General features: G+C 42.1%; 18 protein-coding genes and 5 tRNA genes. 4 read left to right on the forward strand and 19 right to left on the reverse strand.

The genetic code is table 11. The features are described from left to right. Positions 1–14 precede the first annotated feature (14 nt). From PBAL39_RS15315 to miaA, 3 genes are read left to right on the forward strand one after another with little or no spacing between them, the layout of a single operon-like run. A complete protein-coding gene (locus PBAL39_RS15315) occupies positions 15–1,421 on the forward strand; it encodes a CCA tRNA nucleotidyltransferase (protein ID WP_008243118.1) in 1,407 nt (468 codons plus the stop codon). A gap of 50 nt (positions 1,422–1,471) precedes the next feature. Continuing rightward, entirely contained in the window at positions 1,472–2,128 is a 657-nt protein-coding gene (locus tag PBAL39_RS15320; RefSeq protein WP_008243119.1) for a hypothetical protein, read from the forward strand. Between the two features lie 6 nt (positions 2,129–2,134). Continuing rightward, positions 2,135–3,058, forward strand: a complete 924-nt coding sequence (miaA, locus tag PBAL39_RS15325; RefSeq protein ID WP_008243120.1) for a tRNA (adenosine(37)-N6)-dimethylallyltransferase MiaA — start codon at positions 2,135–2,137, stop codon at positions 3,056–3,058. Here miaA and PBAL39_RS15330 read toward each other — a convergent pair. The 19 genes from PBAL39_RS15330 to PBAL39_RS15420 form a co-directional block, all read right to left on the reverse strand. Beyond that, positions 3,055–3,369: a DUF3467 domain-containing protein gene (locus PBAL39_RS15330; RefSeq protein WP_008243122.1), complete on the reverse strand. Its 315-nt coding sequence runs from the start codon at positions 3,367–3,369 to the stop codon at positions 3,055–3,057. The two genes, miaA and PBAL39_RS15330, sit on opposite strands and share 4 nt — an antisense overlap. Before the next feature lie 125 nt (positions 3,370–3,494). Further along, complete coding sequence (gene rpoC / locus PBAL39_RS15335; RefSeq protein WP_008243123.1) at positions 3,495–7,781, reverse strand: DNA-directed RNA polymerase subunit beta'; 4,287 nt, start codon at positions 7,779–7,781, stop codon at positions 3,495–3,497. Between the two features lie 75 nt (positions 7,782–7,856). Beyond that, positions 7,857–11,660: a DNA-directed RNA polymerase subunit beta gene (rpoB, locus tag PBAL39_RS15340; RefSeq protein ID WP_008243126.1), complete on the reverse strand. Its 3,804-nt coding sequence runs from the start codon at positions 11,658–11,660 to the stop codon at positions 7,857–7,859. Between the two features lie 154 nt (positions 11,661–11,814). Then, on the reverse strand, positions 11,815–12,189 hold the full coding sequence (gene rplL / locus PBAL39_RS15345; protein WP_008243131.1) for a 50S ribosomal protein L7/L12: 375 nt from the start codon (positions 12,187–12,189) through the stop codon (positions 11,815–11,817). Positions 12,190–12,257: 68 nt separating this feature from the next. Next, positions 12,258–12,776: a 50S ribosomal protein L10 gene (gene rplJ / locus PBAL39_RS15350; RefSeq protein WP_008243132.1), complete on the reverse strand. Its 519-nt coding sequence runs from the start codon at positions 12,774–12,776 to the stop codon at positions 12,258–12,260. A gap of 2 nt (positions 12,777–12,778) precedes the next feature. Beyond that, on the reverse strand, positions 12,779–13,477 hold the full coding sequence (gene rplA / locus PBAL39_RS15355) for a 50S ribosomal protein L1 (protein WP_008243134.1): 699 nt from the start codon (positions 13,475–13,477) through the stop codon (positions 12,779–12,781). A 23-nt stretch (positions 13,478–13,500) separates the two neighbouring features. After that, the gene (gene rplK, locus PBAL39_RS15360) at positions 13,501–13,944 is read right to left on the reverse strand and encodes a 50S ribosomal protein L11 (RefSeq protein WP_008243137.1); all 444 of its coding nucleotides are present in this window, start codon (positions 13,942–13,944) and stop codon (positions 13,501–13,503) included. Between the two features lie 78 nt (positions 13,945–14,022). Continuing rightward, positions 14,023–14,565, reverse strand: coding sequence for a transcription termination/antitermination protein NusG (nusG, locus tag PBAL39_RS15365; protein ID WP_008243139.1), 543 nt, complete (start codon positions 14,563–14,565; stop codon positions 14,023–14,025). A gap of 9 nt (positions 14,566–14,574) precedes the next feature. After that, entirely contained in the window at positions 14,575–14,772 is a 198-nt protein-coding gene (secE, locus tag PBAL39_RS15370) for a preprotein translocase subunit SecE (protein ID WP_008243140.1), read from the reverse strand. A 13-nt stretch (positions 14,773–14,785) separates the two neighbouring features. After that, positions 14,786–14,856: transfer RNA gene (locus PBAL39_RS15375), tRNA-Trp, on the reverse strand. A 104-nt stretch (positions 14,857–14,960) separates the two neighbouring features. Further along, on the reverse strand, positions 14,961–16,148 hold the full coding sequence (gene tuf, locus PBAL39_RS15380; protein WP_008243142.1) for an elongation factor Tu: 1,188 nt from the start codon (positions 16,146–16,148) through the stop codon (positions 14,961–14,963). A 117-nt stretch (positions 16,149–16,265) separates the two neighbouring features. Then, positions 16,266–16,337 (reverse strand) — tRNA-Thr (locus tag PBAL39_RS15385). An 82-nt stretch (positions 16,338–16,419) separates the two neighbouring features. Then, a tRNA-Gly gene (locus PBAL39_RS15390) sits at positions 16,420–16,492 on the reverse strand. A 10-nt stretch (positions 16,493–16,502) separates the two neighbouring features. Then, positions 16,503–16,585 (reverse strand) — tRNA-Tyr (locus PBAL39_RS15395). Between the two features lie 40 nt (positions 16,586–16,625). Then, positions 16,626–16,698: transfer RNA gene (locus PBAL39_RS15400), tRNA-Thr, on the reverse strand. A gap of 200 nt (positions 16,699–16,898) precedes the next feature. Then, a complete protein-coding gene (gene hpf, locus PBAL39_RS15405; protein WP_008243144.1) occupies positions 16,899–17,246 on the reverse strand; it encodes a ribosome hibernation-promoting factor, HPF/YfiA family in 348 nt (115 codons plus the stop codon). Between the two features lie 14 nt (positions 17,247–17,260). Next, the gene (locus PBAL39_RS15410; RefSeq protein ID WP_008243146.1) at positions 17,261–18,145 is read right to left on the reverse strand and encodes a tyrosine-type recombinase/integrase; all 885 of its coding nucleotides are present in this window, start codon (positions 18,143–18,145) and stop codon (positions 17,261–17,263) included. Positions 18,146–18,273: 128 nt separating this feature from the next. Next, on the reverse strand, positions 18,274–18,468 hold the full coding sequence (rpsU, locus tag PBAL39_RS15415; RefSeq protein WP_008243148.1) for a 30S ribosomal protein S21: 195 nt from the start codon (positions 18,466–18,468) through the stop codon (positions 18,274–18,276). A gap of 200 nt (positions 18,469–18,668) precedes the next feature. Next, entirely contained in the window at positions 18,669–19,850 is a 1,182-nt protein-coding gene (locus tag PBAL39_RS15420) for an acyl-CoA dehydrogenase family protein (RefSeq protein ID WP_008243150.1), read from the reverse strand. Positions 19,851–20,029: 179 nt separating this feature from the next. On the opposite strand from PBAL39_RS15420, the gene PBAL39_RS15425 reads away from it, so the two are divergent. After that, entirely contained in the window at positions 20,030–21,076 is a 1,047-nt protein-coding gene (locus tag PBAL39_RS15425) for an ATP-binding protein (RefSeq protein WP_008243152.1), read from the forward strand. Positions 21,077–21,078: the final 2 nt, after the last annotated feature.

Here is a 21,078-nt window from a genome sequence, read left to right on the forward strand (position 1 = left end):
TTTGTAACTCATTAATGGAAAAACATTTACAACATCCTGTATTTAAAGTCCTTGCCAACATTGCGCATACACAACAAACAGAAGCTTATGTCATAGGCGGTTATGTGAGGGACATCTTCCTCAGCAGACCATCAAAAGACATTGATATCGTCGTGTTGGGCAATGGTATTGATTTTGCCGAAGCTGCTGGCAGGCAACTGAGAACCAAAGTGGCCGTATTCAAAAATTTCGGCACAGCAATGTTGAAAACGCAGGATCTGGAAATAGAGTTTGTTGGTGCACGTAAGGAATCCTACCGTGCCGACTCACGCAAGCCTATTGTGGAAAATGGCACCATTCAAGATGACCAATTGAGGCGCGACTTTACCATTAACGCACTGGCAATTTCCTTAAACGCCGACAACTATGCTGCGCTGGTAGACCCCTTTGACGGAATAACGGATCTGAAAAATAAACTGATCAGGACACCTCTGGATCCGGAAATTACCTTTTCTGATGATCCCTTAAGAATGATGCGTGCCATTCGTTTTGCCGCGCAGCTGGGTTTCTCTATTGATCACCAGGCCATTGAGGCTATCAAAAAACAAAAAGAAAGAATCGGTATTGTTTCAAAAGAACGTATTACGGATGAACTCAATAAAATCATTCTGTCAAAGTTGCCGTCTGTTGGTTTTAAATATTTATTTGATACCGGGTTACTGCACCTGATATTCCCTCAGATGGCCAATCTCTACGGGGTGGAGATCATCAATGGAAAAGGTCACAAGGACAACTTCTACCATACCCTTCAGGTACTGGACAATATCTGTGAAGCCACAGATGACATCTGGTTAAGGTGGGCAGCCATCCTGCATGACATTGCTAAGCCAGCTACAAAACGTTTTGAAGAGGGACATGGCTGGACATTCCATGGTCATGAAGATAAGGGTGCGCGCATGGTGCCACAAATTTTTGGACAACTGAAACTTCCACTTAATGAAAAGATGAAGTACGTACAAAAGCTGGTACAGCTACATCTACGCCCGATCGTGCTTGCCCAAGAAGTGGTCACGGATTCTGCAGTACGCAGGTTGCTCTTCGATGCCGGAGAGGATATCGAGAGCTTGATGATGCTCTGCAATGCCGATGTAACCACCAAAAATGAATACAAGGTTAAAAAATATAGAAACAACTTTGAGCTGGTCAAACAAAAACTCAAAGATGTGGAAGAACGCGACAAAATCCGCAACTGGCAACCTCCGATTACAGGAAACGACATCATGCAAATCTTTGGACTGACGGCCGGAAAAGAAGTTGGCCTGATAAAAAATGCCATCCGGGAGGCAATTCTTGAAGGGGAAATAACAAACTCCTATGATGAAGCGTTACAGTTTATGCTTGAAAAAGCTAAGCAGTTTGGACTAGTTCCGGTAAAGCAGTAATACAAATAGATAATATTTTTTTTAATTTTATAGCTACAAAAAGAGTACAGATGGCAATTTATAGATTTAGAATAAGTTTTGAAGATTTCGATGAAGTAGTAAGGGAAATAGATATAAAATCAAACCAGACCTTTGAAGATTTACATCGTGCGGTACATCGCTCTACAGGATATGTTGCTGAAAAATCGTCATCGTTCTTTGTCAGCACCGACAACTGGATTAAAGGTGATGAAATTGCCTTCCTACCAAATCAGCGGAAAATTGACAGGGGTGTTACGCTCATGGAAAAAGCGAAGCTCAGCAGCTTTATCGAAGATCCACACCAGAAGTTTTATTACATCTATAATTTCGACAGACCTTTCGACTTCCACGTAGAACTAGTAAAAATTATCCTGGAAACAGATCCAAACCTGGAATATCCCGTATTGATTAAAAGTACAGGTGAAGCACCTAAAATCATCGAAAAAGACAATTTCGGTGCGGTAGCAGTCGCAGCAACACCTGCCTCCACCGATTTTGACTTCCTCAATGAAATGGACTTCGTACCTGAAGATACGGAAGAGCTGGAAGCAATGGGCGGACGCGGCATCAATGCGGAAGAAAAAGCAGATGACGACACAGAAGATGAAGGGGATGACAGCGACGATTTCTCTGATGATGACAATGGTTATGATGAAGAAGATTTCGATAGCAAAGATGACTATTAATGCCTCATGATGGCATCTGATAAAACACTCATCGTTGTTGTCGGTCCTACAGGAATTGGAAAAACTGCGCTGGCCATTGAGCTGGCGCAGCACTTTTCCACCGAAATCATCTCCGCAGATTCCAGGCAATTTTTTAAGGAAATGGAAATTGGAACTGCAAAACCTTCAGCCGGAGAACTACTAGCTGCACCTCATCACTTCATCAACTCAAATAGCATCACACAGCTTTTCAGTACCGGAGACTTTGAAATCCAGGCGTTGAACCTGATTGACAAGCTTTTTAAAGAACATCAGCTGCTGATTATGGTTGGTGGCTCAGGCCTATACATTGACGCGGTATGTAACGGCCTTGATGATCTCCCGGAAACTGATCTTCAGATCAGGGAACAACTCAATAAAAAACTTGCTGAGGAAGGCCTTCAGGCCATTCAGGAGCAGCTTAAAACGGTAGACCCTGAGTACTATGACAAAGTTGATCAATCCAACCCTCAGCGGATGATCAGGGGGCTCGAATTTTTCCTCTCTATTGGACAGAAACTCTCCTCCTACCTCACCAATACCAAGAAAGAGAGGCCTTTCAACACCATCAAAATCGGACTGAACATGGACCGGGATAAACTCTATGAGCGCATCAACCATAGGGTAGACTGCATGATGGAGGCTGGGCTAATGCAGGAGGTCGAAAGGCTACAGCCCTTCCGTCAATACAATGCACTAAATACGGTCGGTTATTCCGAACTGTTCGATTACCTGGATGGAAATTCCAGCCTGCAGGAGGCTGTCGCCAAAATCAAGCAGAACACACGCCGCTTTGCAAAAAGACAGCTCACCTGGTTCAGGAGGGACAACAGCACCGCCTGGTTTGAACCCACTGACAGTGCCGCTGTTATTCATCACATCGAGACCTTGTTAATTAAGGCATTGGATTAAGCCTGTGCTGTCGGTCCACCAAAACCAAAAGGAAAGCTTGGATGCTCCTCCGGTGTCTTTATACGGCCGTTAGCGGCTTCAAACTTTTCAACATTTTCCTGCATGGCGCCCAATAACCGTTTTGCGTGTTCAGGTGTCAGGATGATCCTAGATTTCACTCTCGCTTTAGGCACCCCAGGCATCACCCTGATAAAGTCAAGTACAAACTCTGTATTGGAATGGGTGATGATTGCCAGATTTGAAAAAATACCCTCTGCCACTTCTTCAGAAAGTTCAATATTTATTTGATTGTCATTTTGTTGTTCTTCCATAATACAAAAATACCGCTTTAATTTTGATTAAGTTATGTAAAAAAGGATTTACTGAAAAAGATCAGGCACAAAAAAATCCCCCAAACTCTATCAGAAGGGGGATTTTATAACAGTTATACTTCCGCTTATGCTTCTATTTCCTCTTGTTTCGAAGCAAGCAATTTATCATATTCTTCCTGAGAACCTACGATGATTCTCTCGTATCCGCGTACACCTGTACCTGAAGGGATCAAGTGTCCAACGATTACGTTTTCTTTCAGTCCAAGCATGCTGTCACGTTTACCAGCGATTGCGGCTTCGTTAAGCACTTTTGTAGTTTCCTGGAAGGAAGCTGCAGAGATGAATGATTTCGTACCCAATGATGCACGTGTGATACCTTGCAGTACTGAACTCGCAGTTGCAGGTCTTGCATCGCGAACTTCAATTTGCTTTAGATCTTTACGTTTCAATTGAGAGTTTTCATCTCTTAGCTTACGTAATGAAACAATCTGACCAGGTTTAACCGTATTTGAATCACCAGCATCTACCACAACTTTCTTGTCATAGATCTCATCATTCTCAATCATGAAGTCCCAACGGTCTACAGAGTTGTTCTCTAAGAAAATGGTATCTCCCGGATCCTCGATGTGAACCTTCTGCATCATCTGGTGAACAATCACCTCGAAGTGTTTATCATTGATTTTCACACCTTGCAGACGGTAAACTTCCTGAATACCATTTACCAGGTATTCCTGAACCGCTGCAGGCCCTTTAATGGCAAGGATATCCGCAGGTGAAATTGATCCGTCAGAAAGAGGCATACCAGCCTTCACAAAGTCATTATCCTGTACCAGGATGTGTTTAGACAATGGAACCAGGTATTTTTTAACCTCACCGTCTTTGGACTCAATAGTCATCTCACGATTACCACGTTTCACACCACCTAAAGTTACCACACCATCAATCTCTGTTACTACAGCAGGGTTTGAAGGATTACGTGCCTCGAAAAGCTCCGTTACGCGTGGCAAACCACCCGTGATATCTCTTGTTTTACCAGTTGCGCGAGGGATCTTAACCAGGATCTGACCAGTCTGAACAGCATCACCCTCGTCGATGGCAATATGCGCACCAACAGGAATGTTATAAGCCCTGATCAATTCACCTTTCTTGTCAACAACACGTACAGAAGGGTTTTTAGTTTTATCACGAGTATCGATAATTACTTTTTCACGGTGACCAGTCTGCTCATCCGACTCCTCGCGGAAGGTTACACCTTCAACTATAGCTTCGAACTCAATCTTACCAGCAAATTCCGAGATAATTACCGCATTATATGGATCCCATGAACAAATCTTATCGCCTTTAGTGATGGTTGCACCGTCTTCAACAAACAAGAATGCACCGTAAGGAATGTTATTGGTCATGATCACCTTATTGGTACCCGGCTCAACAATTTTGAACTCACCCGAACGTCCCAATACGATTTGAGTATCACCTTCTTCAGTTTTTGTAGCCACTGTACGCACATTCTCAAATTCAATGATACCATCAAATTTAGCTGTGATCTGAGATTCTGCAGCGATGTTCGACGCAGTACCCCCAACGTGGAACGTACGTAATGTCAGCTGCGTACCCGGCTCACCGATCGACTGTGCAGCAATTACACCGACAGCCTCACCTTTCTGAACACGTTTACCTGTTGCAAGGTTACGTCCGTAACATAAGGCACAAACACCGCGCTTATTCTCACATGTCAATACTGAACGGATTTCGATACCTTCTAACGGAGACTCATCAATTGCTTTTGCAATATCTTCATCAATATCCTGTCCGGCACTCACCAGCAGTGAACCATCCAGAGGGTTAAATACATCGTGCAGTGAGATACGACCCAATACTCTGTCGTACAACGGCTCAACAATATCCTCATTGTCTTTCAGGGCAGTAGTATACATACCTCTCAAAGTACCGCAATCTTCAGCATTTACAATCATATCCTGCGCCACATCATGGAGACGACGAGTCAGGTAACCAGCATCGGCAGTTTTTAACGCTGTATCCGCCAAACCTTTACGCGCACCGTGGGTAGAGATAAAGTATTCTAATACTGACAATCCTTCTTTAAAGTTAGAGAGGATCGGGTTTTCGATAATCTCACCACCAGAACCTGATTTCTGAGGCTTAGCCATCAGACCACGCATTCCGCAAAGCTGACGAATCTGCTCTTTAGAACCACGTGCCCCGGAGTCAAGCATCATATATACAGAGTTGAATCCTTGGTTGTCGCTCGATAACTGTGTCATTACGAATGAAGTCAGACGGTTATTGATACGGGTCCAGATATCAATAATCTGATTGTAACGCTCGTTGTTGGTAATGAATCCCATGTTATAGTTATTCCTTACTTCATCAACCTCTGCAGAAGCCTGCTCCAATAGCGCATGTTTCTCAACAGGGATGTTCACATCCTGAAGGTTGAACGAAAGACCTCCTCTGAAGGCCATCTGGAATCCTAATTCTTTGATGTCATCAAGGAACCTTGACGCACGCGCCATACCTGTAGTTTTCACTACATGTCCAATGATATCACGAAGGGATTTTTTAGTCAGCAATTCGTTTATGTATCCTACTTCTTCCGGAACCATTTGGTTAAACAGTACACGTCCTACAGTGGTATCCAACAATTTGTTAACAATTGTTCCATCCTCCAGTTTCACATTCACTTTCACTTTGATGAACGCATGAAGATCAATACGTTTCTCATTGTAAGCGATGATCACTTCTTCCGGAGAATAGAAAGAGAAATCCTGCCCTTTAACAACACGGCTCTCATCGGTTCTGCGGCCTTTAGTAATGTAGTAAAGACCTAAAACCATATCCTGCGAAGGAACCGTAATCGGCGTTCCGTTTGCAGGGTTAAGAATGTTGTGTGCAGCTAACATCAATACCTGGGCTTCCAGAATCGCAGCATGACCCAAAGGTAAATGCACCGCCATCTGGTCACCATCAAAATCCGCGTTGAATGCCGTACATACCAACGGGTGTAATTGAATCGCTTTACCTTCAACAAGCTTAGGCTGGAACGACTGGATACCCAATCTGTGCAGCGTAGGTGCACGGTTAAGCAATACAGGGTGTCCTTTTAATACGTTTTCCAAGATGTCCCAAACCAGAGGATCTTTTCTATCGACGATTTTCTTCGCAGATTTAACTGTTTTCACAATTCCCCTCTCAATCATCTTACGGATGATGAACGGTTTGAACAGCTCTGCAGCCATATCTTTAGGTAAACCACACTCGTGTAATTTCAGGTTAGGACCTACAACAATTACCGAACGTGCTGAATAATCCACACGTTTACCTAATAAATTCTGACGGAAACGACCTTGTTTACCTTTAAGAATATCAGAAAGGGATTTAAGGGCACGGTTACCTTCAGTTTTAACTGCATTTACCTTACGTGAGTTATCGAATAACGAATCCACAGCTTCCTGCAGCATACGTTTTTCATTACGTAAAATTACCTCTGGCGCTTTGATCTCGATCAAACGTTTTAAACGGTTGTTACGGATGATCACACGACGGTACAGATCGTTCAGATCTGAAGTCGCAAAACGACCACCTTCCAATGGTACTAAAGGACGCAGCTCAGGTGGAATAACAGGAACGATCTTGATGATCATCCACTCAGGGTTATTCTCGATGCGCGTTCTTGAACCACGGAAAGCCTCAACTACCTGTAAACGTTTCAAAGCTTCGTTTTTACGTTGCTGAGAAGTTTCGTTTGCAGCCTGGTGACGCAGGTTATATGATAATGTATCTAAATCAATACGTTTCAATAAATCCTCTAATGCTTCAGCACCCATTTTGGCGATGAATTTATTAGGGTCTTTATCATCAAGATATTGGTTTTCTTTTGGCAACTTATCAAGAATATCAAGATATTCCTCTTCAGTTAAGAAATCCATATATTGAATACCTTCTTCAGCCATGAATCCTGGCTGAATAACTACGTAACGCTCGTAGTAAATAATCAGGTCTAACCTTTTTGTAGGTAAGCCTAAAAGATATCCGATTTTGTTTGGCAACGAGCGGAAGTACCAGATGTGCGCAACGGGAACCACCAGGTTGATGTGTCCCATACGCTCTCTACGCACTTTTTTCTCGGTTACTTCCACACCACAACGGTCACAAACAATACCTTTATAACGGATACGTTTATATTTACCGCAATGACATTCGTAATCTTTTACCGGACCAAAAATACGCTCACAGAACAAACCATCACGCTCAGGTTTGTAAGTACGGTAATTGATGGTCTCAGGTTTCAACACCTCACCGCTGGAACGCTCTAAAATAGCCTCCGGCGACGCCAAGCTAATGGTGATCGAGGTAAAATTGCTTTTTAATTTATTATCCTTTTTGTAAGACATAGCTCTTTTGTTTGAAAGTTGAAAAATTTAAAAAGTTGGGATGCAATGAACATCCCAACAAAATAACTTTCAACATTAGTCTAACGTAATATCTAAACCTAATCCACGCAGCTCATGCACCAATACGTTGAACGACTCCGGTACACCAGGCGTAGGAAGGTTCTCGCCTTTAACAATTGCCTCGTAAGTTTTGGCCCTACCGATCACATCATCCGACTTAACGGTAAGGATCTCCTGCAGGATGTTGGCCGCACCAAATGCTTCCAATGCCCAAACCTCCATCTCACCGAAACGCTGACCACCGAACTGGGCTTTACCACCCAATGGCTGTTGCGTAATCAATGAGTATGGTCCGATTGAACGGGCGTGCATCTTGTCATCAACCATGTGTCCTAATTTCAGCATATAAATGATACCTACAGTAGTCGGTTGATCGAATTTCTCTCCCGTTAAACCATTGTGCAGGTAAGTTCTTCCTGAAGCAGGTACACCCGCTTTAGCAATCCACTCCTCTACCTCGTCATGTTTAGCACCGTCAAAGATCGGGGTTGCAAATTTAACACCCAGTTCTTTACCGGCCCATGCCAATACAGTCTCATAGATCTGGCCCAGGTTCATACGTGAAGGTACACCCAGTGGGTTCAACACGATATCAACCGGTGTTCCATCTTCCAGGAATGGCATATCTTCATCTCGAACGATACGGGCAACGATACCCTTATTACCGTGACGACCGGCCATCTTATCACCTACTTTTAGTTTACGTTTTTTAGCTACATATACTTTAGCCATTTGTACAATACCTGATGGCAATTCATCACCAACACTGATGGCGAATTTATCACGTTTGTAAGCACCCAGTTCTTCGTTTACACGAATACCATAGTTGTGCAGCAACATCTTGATCTGCTCATTTTTATCATCATCAGTGGTCCATTTGTATGGGTTGATGTGTGCATACTCAAGATCTGCAAGGCTTTTCTGAGTAAACTTAGCACCTTTAGGAAACAACAACTCTTTGTAGACGTTGAAGATACCCTGAGATGTTTTACCGTTAACAATCTGGAACAGTTTGTCAACAAGCTCGTTTTTCAGATTCGTTGTAGCAATCTCATATTTCTTGTCCAACTTATCTATCGCCGCTTTTTCTTCAGCTTTAGTAGTTTTCTTAGCTCTTGAGAACAATTTAGTATCAATTACCACACCTTTGATCGAAGGAGGAGTTTTCAATGATGCATCTTTCACATCACCTGCTTTATCTCCAAAGATCGCACGAAGTAATTTCTCCTCTGGTGAAGGATCAGATTCTCCCTTAGGAGTGATCTTACCAATCAGGATGTCACCTTCTTTAACCTCAGCACCAACACGGATGATACCGTTTTCATCTAAATCTTTAGTGGCTTCTTCAGAAACGTTAGGGATATCTGGTGTCAATTCCTCCTCCCCGCGTTTTGTATCACGCACTTCCAATTCAAACTCTTCGATGTGGAGTGAGGTAAAGATATCTTCGCGGACAATACGCTCGTTGATTACAATCGCATCCTCAAAGTTATATCCCTGCCAAGGCATGAAAGCAACTTTTAAATTCCTTCCTAATGCCAGCTCACCATTTTCAGTAGCATAACCTTCACAAAGTACTTGTCCTTTAACAACCTTCTGACCTTTCTTAACGATCGGTTTAAGGTTGATACAGGTATTTTGGTTGGTTTTCTTGAACTTGATCAGTTTATAAGTTTTGCTATCACCTTCGAAAGAAACCAAACGATCTCCGTCGTTTCTTACATATTTGATGGTGATCTCATTTGCATCTACATATTCAACAGTACCGTCACCTTCAGCATTGATCAGTGTTCTTGAGTCACGTGCTACGCGACCTTCCAGACCTGTTCCAACGATAGGTGCCTCAGGACGTAACAATGGTACGGCCTGACGTTGCATGTTCGATCCCATCAAAGCCCTGTTCGCATCATCATGCTCAAGGAAAGGAATCAACGAAGCTGCAATAGATGTAATCTGGTTAGGTGCAACGTCCATTAAGTCTAATTTCTCAGGCTCAATAACCGGGAAGTCCCCTTCATAACGCGCTTTCACACGTGAAGTAGTGAAGTTACCCTGATCGTCGTAGGCAGCATTTGCCTGTGCGATCGTTTTACCATCCTCATCCTCTGCAGAAAGATAAATCACTTCCTCGTCTACCTGAACGATACCATCTTTAACCTTTTTGTATGGTGTTTCAATGAAACCAAGGTTATTGATCTTCGCGTGAACGCAAAGAGAAGAAATCAAACCGATGTTTGGTCCCTCTGGTGTTTCAATCGTACACAGACGACCGTAGTGGGTATAGTGAACGTCACGTACCTCGAAACCTGCACGCTCACGTGAAAGACCACCTGGACCTAAGGCTGACAGACGACGCTTGTGCGTAATCTCTGCCAGAGGATTGGTTTGGTCCATGAACTGCGACAGTTGGTTTGTACCAAAGAAAGAGTTAATCACCGACGATAAAGTACGTGCATTGATCAGATCTGTTGGTGTGAAGACCTCGTTGTCGCGGATGTTCATACGCTCACGGATAGTTCTCGCCATACGTGCCAGACCAACACCAAACTGAGCGTACAATTGCTCACCTACTGTACGAACACGACGGTTAGACAAGTGATCAATATCATCGACCTCTTCTTTGGAATTGATCAGCTTGATCAGATACTTAACAATCGCAATGATGTCTGCTTTTGTCAGTACTTTAACATGATCAGGAGTATCCATTTTCAACTTACGGTTGATGCGATACCTGCCCACATCTCCTAAGTCATAACGTTTATCCGAGAAGAATAAACGTTCAATGATACCTCTTGCCGTTTCCTCATCAGGCGGTTCTGCGTTACGCAAAGCACGATAGATGTTCTCCACAGCCTCTTTTTCAGAGTTTGAAGTATCTTTTTGTAATGTATTGTAAATAATGGTATAATCAGCCTGACTGGCACCATCATCTTTAGATAAGATAATCGTTTTAACGCCAGCGTCAATGATCATATCAATATGGTCATCTTCTAAAACAGTGTCCCTGTCTAAGATCACTTCGTTACGATCTATGGAAACAACCTCACCGGTATCTTCATCCACGAAATCTTCAACCCATTTTCTTAATACCCTTGCGGCAAGTTTACGTCCGATGTATTTCTTCAAGCCCGATTTGCTGACTTTTACTTCATCAGCTAAGTCAAAAAGCTCAAGGATGTCCTTATCAGAATCATAACCGATGGCGCGCAACAGGGTAGTTACCGGGAATTTCTTCTTACGGTCGATGTAAGCATACATGACGTTGTTCACGTCTGTAGCAAACTCGATCCAAGAACCTTTGAAAGGAATCACACGGGCAGAATAAAGTTTAGTACCATTTGTGTGACGGCTCTGACCGAAGAACACTCCTGGCGACCTGTGTAACTGCGATACAATTACGCGTTCTGCACCATTGATCACGAAGGTACCTTTAGGAGTCATATAAGGAATGGTTCCCAGGTATACATCTTGAATGATGGTTTCAAAATCCTCGTGTTCTGCATCATTACAAGAAAGTTTCAGCTTCGCTTTTAATGGAACACTATAAGTTAACCCACGGTCAATACACTCAGGTATATCATAACGCGGTGGATCAATAAAATAATCAAGGAATTCCAGTACAAAGATATTTCTGGAATCTGTGATTGGGAAGTTTTCAGCAAAAACCTTAAATAACCCTTCTGTGTGACGGTTATCTGAAGTAGTTTCGATCTGAAAAAATTCTCTGAATGATTGCAACTGTACATCTAGAAAATCCGGGTAATCTATGATGTGCTTACTACGTGCAAAATTTACTCTTTGGTCGACTTTATTTGCCAATGGACTAAAGTTAATTTAGTTTAAGAATAAACTATTTGTTTGGTTTGCCGTTAAACCATTTCATCAACCAAACAAGATGAAAAGTTTATAAACAGGTATAGACTCCGACTATACAGTCGGAGTCTACGTTTTGAGTTATATTAAAATTAAGTGATTACTTAATTTCAACTACTGCTCCAGCTTCTTCTAATTGTTTTTTCAAAGCTTCAGCTTCGTCTTTAGCAACACCAGCTTTTAATTCTTTAGGTGCACCGTCAACTAGATCTTTAGCTTCTTTCAAACCTAAACCAGTTAAGTCTTTAACAAGTTTTACAACTGCTAATTTCTGACCACCAGCTTCTTTCAGGATTACATCAAAAGTTGATTTTTCTTCAGCTGCAGGAGCAGCATCACCAGCAGGACCTGCAACAGCAACTGCAGCAGCAGCTGGTTCAATACCATACTCGTCTTTTAAGATTTGAGCTAATTCGTTAACTTCTTTAACTGTTAAGTTTACCAATTGCTCAGCAAACGCTTTTAAATCTGCCATTTTTATAGATTTTTAAAAATTTACGTAAATAATAATTTATTAATAATGAACTTTTAAGGTGTTCTTCCTTAACCTCTCTCTTGAAGAGTTTTAACAATTCCTGCAATTTTGTTACCGCCTGACTGAAGCGCAGAAACAACGTTTTTAGCTGGCGATTGTAATAGACCAATGATGTCCCCAATAAGCTCTTCTCTTGATTTCAGGCTTACTAAAGTATCTAATTGGTTATCACCAACGAATACTGTTGAATCGATATATGCTGCTTTAAGTACAGGTTTATCAGATCCTTTTCTCAGGGCTTTGATCAGCTTAGCTGGTCCGTTACCTACTGTAGAGAATAACAATGCTGACTGGCCTTTAAGGGCAACAAAGATTTCCGATGCATCACCTTCTAATCCTTCGATCGCTTTTCTGATCAAAGTGTTTTTAGCAACCTGCATCTCAATCCCGCTTTCAAAACATTTGCGACGGATGTTGTTTACTTTTTCAACAGATAAGCTTGATGTGTCGGCAATATAGAAATTACCGAATTCCTGCATCTTCTCTTGAAGAGCCGAAACTACTTCGTGTTTTTCTTCTCTGTTCATAATTAGATCCCCGCTACTGATTTAGTTTCGATTGCAATTCCAGGACTCATTGTTGAAGAAACATGAATGCTCTTAAAATAAGTTCCTTTTGCAGCAGATGGTTTTAGCTTAGAAATTACCTGAAGTACTTCTAAAGCATTTTCATATATTTTTTCTGCCGGGAATGATACTTTTCCTACTGAAGCGTGTATAATACCAGTTTTGTCAACTTTAAAATCAATCTTACCGCCTTTTACATCAGTAACTGCTTTACCAACCTCGTTAGTTACAGTTCCTGACTTAGGGTTTGGCATAAGGTTCCGTGGACCCAATACGCGGCCCAGTTTACCTACTTTTGCCATACAAGCAGGAGTAGTGATAATAATGTCAACATCTGTCCATCCACCTTCAATCTTGGCTACATATTCATCTAAACCTACGAAATCTGCACCTGCCGCTTTAGCCTCTTCTTCCTTGTCAGGAGTACAAAGAACTAAAACACGAACAGTTTTACCTGTACCGTGCGGTAAAGTAGCAATACCACGTACCATTTGATTGGCTTTACGTGGATCTACGCCTAAAGCTACATCGATATCAACCGATGCATCAAATTTAGTTGTAGTGATCTCTTTTACCAAAGCAGCCGCATCCTGTAAAGAATACGTTTTACCAGATTCTAGTTTAGCATGTGCCTTTTTTTGATTTTTTGTTAATTTAGCCACTGTTGTAAACTGTTTTTTGTTAATTAATTTGTCCAGGGTGCATCACCGCTAACAGTGATTCCCATACTGCGTGCTGTACCGGCAACCATACTCATTGCCGACTCGATAGTGAAAGCATTTAAATCAGTCATCTTATCTTCAGCAATTGACTTAACCTGATCCCAAGTCACCGAACCAACTTTTTTACGGTTGGGCTCAGCAGAACCACTCTGTAATTTAGTCGCATCCTTTAACTGGATAGCAACCGGAGGGGTTTTGATGATAAACTCGAAAGACTTGTCAGCATAAACAGTAATTACAACTGGTAATACTTTACCGGGCTTATCTTGGGTACGAGCATTGAATTGTTTGCAAAATTCCATGATATTCACCCCTTTAGCACCTAATGCAGGTCCTACTGGTGGCGATGGATTTGCAGCTCCTCCCTTGATTTGTAATTTAACAAGCGCACTGACTTCTTTTGCCATTTTCTGTTTTGTTAATTTGTAATACTCAATGTTAGAATGTTGGAAGCAAGTAACATTTAAGATCTTTATGAATAGTTGTTATTCTTTTTCAACCTGCATATAGTTAAGCTCTAGTGGGGTCTTACGTCCAAAGATCTTAACCATAACTTTCAATTTCTTTTTCTCTTCGTTAACCTCTTCAATCACACCTGTGAAACCATTGAATGGTCCATCCATAACTTTGATGTTTTCTCCGACGTAATAAGCAATGTTCATCGTTTCACCTTGCTGGCTCATCTCATCAACTTTACCTAAAATGCGGTTAACTTCAGCCTGGCGCATAGGAACCGGATTTCCGCCCTTATCTCCTAAAAAGCCAATCACACTATTAACGTTCTTAATAATGTGCTCTAGTTCTCCATCTAAATTAGCCTCGATCAAAACGTATCCAGGATAGAAGTTACGTTCCTTTGCTATCTTTTTCCCCTCCTTCATCTGGTAGTATTTCTCCATCGGGATTAATACCTGAGGTACAAGGTGAGAAAAACCTAAACGGCTAATTTCAGAATCGATATACTGTTTTACCTTCTTCTCTTTACCGCTAACAGCCCTAACTACATACCATTTTAACTGATCGTCCATTTAGCTATATTAATTAGAAAGTGATTTATAAAAAGTATCTAAAACAAATGTAGATCCCTTATCCATCGCAAATACAACCAATGCAATGATAAGTGAAGCTACAAGAACCAGCACTGCAGAATTTTGCAATTCTCCCCATGTAGGCCAAGTAACCTTCTGGGTCATTTCCTCATACGATTCTTTAATAAATTGAACTACTTTAGCCATGATTATTGTTTTGCACGGGAACAAGGATTCGAACCCTGATCAAAGGTTTTGGAGACCTCTATTCTACCATTGAACTATTCCCGTGTATGCTTATTCCAAAACTTGAAGCTTTTTGGAACAAAGTACTCAGGCGGTAAAAGCCCAAGTACTTTGTTTTATTTTGATCTTAATTTCCTGAGAAATAAAGACTATTTAACGATTTCAGTTACCTGACCAGCACCTACCGTTCTACCACCTTCACGGATAGCGAAACGAAGACCTTTTTCCATTGCGATTGCGTTGATCAATTTTACATTGATGGTAACGTTATCACCTGGCATTACCATTTCAGTTCCTTCAGCCAATGAGATCTCACCAGTAACGTCTGTGGTACGGAAATAGAATTGTGGACGGTATTTGTTAAAGAATGGAGTGTGACGTCCACCTTCTGCTTTTGACAATACATAGATCTCAGCTTTGAAATCAGTGTGAGGTGTTACAGAACCTGGTTTGCAGATAACCATACCACGACGGATATCAGTTTTCTCAATACCACGTAACAATAGACCTACGTTATCACCAGCTTCACCATAATCAAGGATCTTACGGAACATCTCAACACCTGTTACAGTTGATTTAAGATTTTCTGCACCCATACCGAGGATCTCAACAGGATCACCAGAGTTGATTACACCACGCTCGATACGTCCAGTTGCAACAGTACCACGACCAGTGATCGAGAATACGTCCTCAACAGGCATCAGGAATGGAAGATCAGTTAAACGTGGAGGAATTGGAATATAGCTATCAACAGCATCCATCAATTCCATGATTTTTTCTACCCATTTAGCATCACCGTTCAGACCACCTAAAGCAGATCCTTGGATAACTGGGATATCATCACCAGGGAAATCGTAGAAAGATAATAATTCACGGATTTCCATCTCTACTAATTCTAACAACTCAGGGTCATCAACCATATCCACTTTATTCATGAATACAACCAATGAAGGTACACCTACCTGACGAGCCAATAGAATGTGCTCACGAGTTTGTGGCATCGGACCATCTGTAGCAGCTACAACGATGATAGCTCCATCCATTTGTGCAGCACCAGTAACCATGTTTTTCACGTAATCCGCGTGACCTGGACAGTCAACGTGTGCATAGTGACGGTTAGCTGTTGAATACTCAACGTGTGCAGTATTGATAGTGATACCTCTTTCTTTTTCCTCTGGAGCAGAGTCAATTGAATCAAATGAACGCGCCTCAGATAAACCAGCATCAGATAACACTTTAGTGATAGCTGCTGTTAAGGTTGTTTTACCGTGGTCAACGTGACCGATTGTGCCGATGTTTAAGTGCGGCTTACTGCGGTCAAACTTTTCTTTTGCCATGTTTTTATACTTATTAGTAGGTTAACTTTTTATTTATTTATTGTTTTGATACAATTTCAACACAAAAAACCTTGTTCAACTGCTGCTTAACAGATTCAACAAAGCTTGTTTTATTTGAGCCAAAGATGGGACTTGAACCCACGACCTCTTCCTTACCAAGGAAGTGCTCTACCGCTGAGCTACTTCGGCTTTTAATCTCAGCTTGCAACCAGTTTAATTGATCTTCCAATTAAACGCCTTTTCTGCTGACTGCCCAGCTTTTCCAATTTTGAGCGGAAGACGAGGTTCGAACTCGCGACCTATAGCTTGGAAGGCTATCGCTCTACCAACTGAGCTACTTCCGCTTTTTTATTGTGGGGAGAGAAGGATTCGAACCTTCGAAGTCTTGCGACAACAGAGTTACAGTCTGTCCCATTTGGCCACTCTGGTATCTCCCCCTTTTAATTTGCCAACACCTTTCGACATCGAAATTAAAAGAGCCTCCTATCGGGATCGAACCAATGACCTACTGATTACAAGTCAGTTGCTCTACCAGCTGAGCTAAGGAGGCTTATATCCTCTCTTTCGAGGGAATGCATTTTATAATATTTAATCTTTCACAGAACTTTCCGTTTCTTTCCGGAGCAACGCCCTCTCTGAAATGGAATGCAAATGTACACGAATTTCCATACGATGCAAAATTATTTTAAAAAAAAATTGACGGGATTTAGGCCCGTCAATTCCAATTTTAAAAACTGCAAAAATAGTCTCCTAGTAATCAGACACTTCGTCTGCATTCAAAATCACTTTATGCTCGCTAATTTTTTCTCTTGTTTTTGTTTTATGTTTTGTAATCTGTTTTCTTAAGGACTCAATTGCCAAATCCGTCGCCTCTTCGAAACTTTTACATTGCTCTTTTGCAAACAATGTCATCCCCGGCACGATCAACTTGATCTCACTGATTTTATTTGCCTCATCATCGACATTTTCTAATTTAAGGTAAACCTCGCCACTAATAATATGGTCAAAAAACAAATCTAACTTATCTGTCTTCTTCTGAATAAAGTCTAACAATTTCTGGTCTGCATTGAAATGGATCGATTGAACTGTAATTTTCATTGTTTCCTCCTTTTTTATGCCTTTGGATGGGCTTGTTTATATATTGATTTTAATCTTTCGATTGAATTATGAGTATATACCTGCGTTGCCGCCAGACTGGCGTGCCCCAATAATTCTTTTATTGCATTTAAATCTGCTCCTCTGTTTAAAAGGCTCGTTGCGTAGGAATGCCGCAGCACATGCGGGCTCTTCTTGTCCTGGGTGGACACATACGTCAAATAACTTGTCACAATCTTGTAGATGAAGCCCCGCGTTACGGCGGCTCCTTTATTGGTAACGAACAAATACTCGGTTTTGTTATTAAAATCCTGTAATGTTTTTGTATCGATGTAAACCTTTAGCAAAGAAGTCAGGGTCTTTCCGATCGGAATGATGCGTTCCTTATTCCTCTTACCCAAAACCTTTACCGACGATGCGTAAAAATCAACGTCCTGCAGCTTAACATTCACCAGTTCCGACACCCGCATCCCGGTTCCAAACAACATCTCAATCACCAGCTTGTCCCTTACAGAAGAAAAGCTATCGTTGAATATTTCCGTTGAATCCAGTAGCTGGTCCAACTTATGGTCTTCTACAAATACAGGAAGGCGGTTAGGAACTTTTGGCGCCCTGACAAGCGCCATCGGGCTTGAGGCAATTGCGCCCCCGGCAACCAGGTGTTTATAAAAACTACGCAAAGCAGAGAGCTTCCGCGCTACAGAACGCTCGGCAATCTGGCGCTCCATCAGCCACACCATATAATCCCTTACCTGGGCACGGCCGGCATCAGGAAGCGCAAGCTCATAGACATCTGAAAGATAGGCTTCAAACTGCAGGAGGTCAGTCTCGTAGGACTGAATGGTATGTGGAGAATATCGCTTCTCATGCTTGAGGTATGTCAGGAATTCCGCTATCGTCATAAAGCATTTTGTATAACACGATGAAGTGAATATACAAAACATAGACAAACAAATTGTTTTTATTTTAACATAAAAAAAACGCCACCGAAATATTCGATGGCGTTTAATATCATTTAAACTTTCAAGTACTAGATCGTACCTTCAAGTTGCATGTTCTGCTTGTAAATAGCGTGTTTCACTAACGTACGGCGTGCTACAGATTTTTTCTCATAAGCTTGGCGGCTACGTAATTCTCTTAACACTCCAGTTTTTTCAAATTTCTTTTTGAAACGTTTCAAGGCTTTATCTAGTGATTCGCCGTCTTTAATATTAATGATAATCATAACGTAATATACCCCCTCTCGTTGTTTTTAGGACTGCAAAGATAATGCTTTGATTTGATAATCAAAATAATAAGTTCAATTTTATAAATTAAAGCAAAAAAATCCGGCGATCGTTAAAAGATCGCCGGCACATTGCCATTATATTTGGTTAGAATATACGAATTTTTTGGTTAGAAAAAGTCTGGGGGCGTAATATAGAACTAATTTTTTAAAACTTCCCTCGCAATCACAATTTTTTGTATTTCCGAAGTTCCCTCACCAATGGTACATAACTTACTGTCTCTGTAGTATTTCTCCACCGGAAAGTCCTTGGTATAGCCATAACCACCGAAAATCTGCACGGCCTCCGTAGCGCAACGCACAGCAACCTCTGATGCGAAATATTTTGCCATCGCAGATTCTTTCGTTACCGGAATGCCCCGGTTCTTAAAATCAGCCGCCTGCCTGATCAGCAGCTCTGCAGCTTCAATCTCCGTAGCCATATCGGCTAGCTTGAAACTGATCCCCTGAAAACTGGCAATAGGCTGCCCAAATTGATGACGCTCCTTAGCGTAAGCTACAGCAGCCTCATAAGCTCCTTTCGCAATCCCCAGCGACAATGCTGCAATTGAGATCCTGCCCCCGTCCAGTACCTTCATTGCCTGCTTGAAGCCCTCTCCTGCATTACCCAAAAGATTTTCTTTTGGCACCCTGCAGTTATCAAAAATCATTTCTGTGGTTTCTGAAGCACGCATGCCCAATTTATTTTCCTTCTTACCTGCAGAGAACCCCGGCGTACCGCGCTCCACAACAATGGCAGAGATTCCTTTTGAATCCCCCTGCTCACCAGTACGCACCATTACTACTGCGAGATCTCCCGTTTTACCATGGGTAATCCAGTTCTTCGCACCATTGATCACATACTCGTCACCATCCTGCACAGCAGTGGTGGTCATCCGCAATGAATCGGACCCTGTATTTGCCTCCGTCAGTCCCCAGGCACCAATCCATTCTGCAGTAGCCAGCTTAGGCAGCCACCTCAATTTCTGCGATTCATTGGCAAAAGCAAGGATGTGTCCTGTACACAGAGAATTGTGCGCAGCAACAGACAAACCGATGGCACCACATACTTTGGCGACCTCCACAATCACATCTACATATTCCTGATAACCAAAACCGGAACCGCCATAACTTTCAGGTACCAGCACCCCCATCAGGCCCAACGCACCAAGTTCCTTAAACAGCGACACAGGAAAGTGTTGTGCTTCATCCCATTCCATTACATTCGGACGAATATTTCTTTCTGCAAAATCCCTCACCATACCCCGGATCATCTCCTGATTTTCTGAGATACTGAAATTGTATCCTACAGAATTATCCATTGTTTCTATCATGTTTTTCATATGAATTTAGACAATGATAAAGATTTTGAAGGAGATGAACACCTTCTAAAATTCCATAAATACTAGAACGAAACGGTATTTAGTTCATTAACACAACTTCAACATTTACAGCAAACTAAATATTCCGAAAATGTTTTTTAATATTTTTTCTACTTTCGTCTAAATTTTAAATAGCCCTCATGACATTCATCAGCAGGAAAGACATACTTGCACAACTTAAAAGAGACCTTATCGGCAAAGATGCCTACCGCGGCGTCACACTTACCTACGCCTGGATGGCCAATCAATTTGGACATTTCTCCCTTGGATTTATCCCTACATTTATCCTATACACCATACTCAGTTCCAAAACGCAGATGCGACAGCCCGAAATATGGTCGGCAGTATTCATCTGGGGAGGATGGTTGCTTTTTGAGCTTTACAACTTCCTGGGCCCGCTGCTGTTAAACACCTCATCGAAACAGGTCACCGCCGTCGCTAAAGGATACACCTTCAAACCGGCCTGGGCAAACGTGACTTTCGATACCCTGACAGACCTCTGTTATTTCGGCATAGGCGCAGCAGCAGCAAGTCTGCTTTGTCAATGGTCTACAGCCATTGCCATTGGACTCACCGCCCTGGTCTTACTGGTCATCTACCCTACCTATTACTGGTATGTCACTAAGATGTGTCTTCAGCAGGCCAGCTATCCTTTCCAGCTTCGACTGAGCCAATGGAATTTTGGCATTACCGAAAAACACCGACAAACCATCCTGAACTTCATGACCCCAGAAAATAAAGGACAGCACCTCCTGCTCTTTGGGTCAAAGGGAAGTGGAAAAACATCCTTGTCTGTAGGCATCGCAACAGAAGCCTCCATCAACAAAAACTGCTGTAGTTATGTTACAGCTACAAAATTGCTGGCGATGTTCTTTGAGGAGAAGGACCTGTCCAGTCCTGGGAGCGGCATCTGGTCCTGGCATGATTCCTCATTGCTGGTTATTGACGACATCAATCCCGGAGGACTGATCAAGGAAGACATCCTTACAGCTTCTCTTTTCTACGAACTACTCAACAATACACATTATGGTCCTTATAACGTCCAGCAAATCCGGGATAAAAATGTAATCTGGGTGATGGGAAATGAAGAGTCTACGAAAAAGGAAGAGCAAAAGTGGCAGACACTCCTGGGACTGATTGGTGTACACCCAGCCGACATCATCGCCGTCAACCTGGGAAATGGCTGATG

Origin of the sequence: Pedobacter sp. BAL39 (genome assembly GCF_000170795.1) — a bacterium.
GTDB lineage: Bacteria > Bacteroidota > Bacteroidia > Sphingobacteriales > Sphingobacteriaceae > Pedobacter.

What these genes read in the sequence shown, in the direction of transcription:
- tuf (WP_008243142.1), bottom strand. Translation starts at nt 16,148, where the DNA reads ATGGCAAAAGAAAAGTTTGACCGCAGTAAGCCGCACTTAAACATCGGC.
- rplJ (WP_008243132.1), bottom strand. Translation starts at nt 12,776, where the DNA reads ATGAACAGAGAAGAAAAACACGAAGTAGTTTCGGCTCTTCAAGAGAAG.
- PBAL39_RS15315 (WP_008243118.1), top strand. Translation starts at nt 15, where the DNA reads ATGGAAAAACATTTACAACATCCTGTATTTAAAGTCCTTGCCAACATT.
- PBAL39_RS15410 (WP_008243146.1), bottom strand. Translation starts at nt 18,145, where the DNA reads ATGACGATAGCGGAATTCCTGACATACCTCAAGCATGAGAAGCGATAT.
- rplL (WP_008243131.1), bottom strand. Translation starts at nt 12,189, where the DNA reads ATGGCAGATTTAAAAGCGTTTGCTGAGCAATTGGTAAACTTAACAGTT.
- rpoC (WP_008243123.1), bottom strand. Translation starts at nt 7,781, where the DNA reads ATGTCTTACAAAAAGGATAATAAATTAAAAAGCAATTTTACCTCGATC.
- miaA (WP_008243120.1), top strand. Translation starts at nt 2,135, where the DNA reads ATGATGGCATCTGATAAAACACTCATCGTTGTTGTCGGTCCTACAGGA.
- PBAL39_RS15420 (WP_008243150.1), bottom strand. Translation starts at nt 19,850, where the DNA reads ATGAAAAACATGATAGAAACAATGGATAATTCTGTAGGATACAATTTC.
- secE (WP_008243140.1), bottom strand. Translation starts at nt 14,772, where the DNA reads ATGGCTAAAGTAGTTCAATTTATTAAAGAATCGTATGAGGAAATGACC.
- rpsU (WP_008243148.1), bottom strand. Translation starts at nt 18,468, where the DNA reads ATGATTATCATTAATATTAAAGACGGCGAATCACTAGATAAAGCCTTG.
- hpf (WP_008243144.1), bottom strand. Translation starts at nt 17,246, where the DNA reads ATGAAAATTACAGTTCAATCGATCCATTTCAATGCAGACCAGAAATTG.
- rplK (WP_008243137.1), bottom strand. Translation starts at nt 13,944, where the DNA reads ATGGCAAAAGAAGTCAGTGCGCTTGTTAAATTACAAATCAAGGGAGGA.
- PBAL39_RS15320 (WP_008243119.1), top strand. Translation starts at nt 1,472, where the DNA reads ATGGCAATTTATAGATTTAGAATAAGTTTTGAAGATTTCGATGAAGTA.
- PBAL39_RS15425 (WP_008243152.1), top strand. Translation starts at nt 20,030, where the DNA reads ATGACATTCATCAGCAGGAAAGACATACTTGCACAACTTAAAAGAGAC.
- nusG (WP_008243139.1), bottom strand. Translation starts at nt 14,565, where the DNA reads ATGGACGATCAGTTAAAATGGTATGTAGTTAGGGCTGTTAGCGGTAAA.
- PBAL39_RS15330 (WP_008243122.1), bottom strand. Translation starts at nt 3,369, where the DNA reads ATGGAAGAACAACAAAATGACAATCAAATAAATATTGAACTTTCTGAA.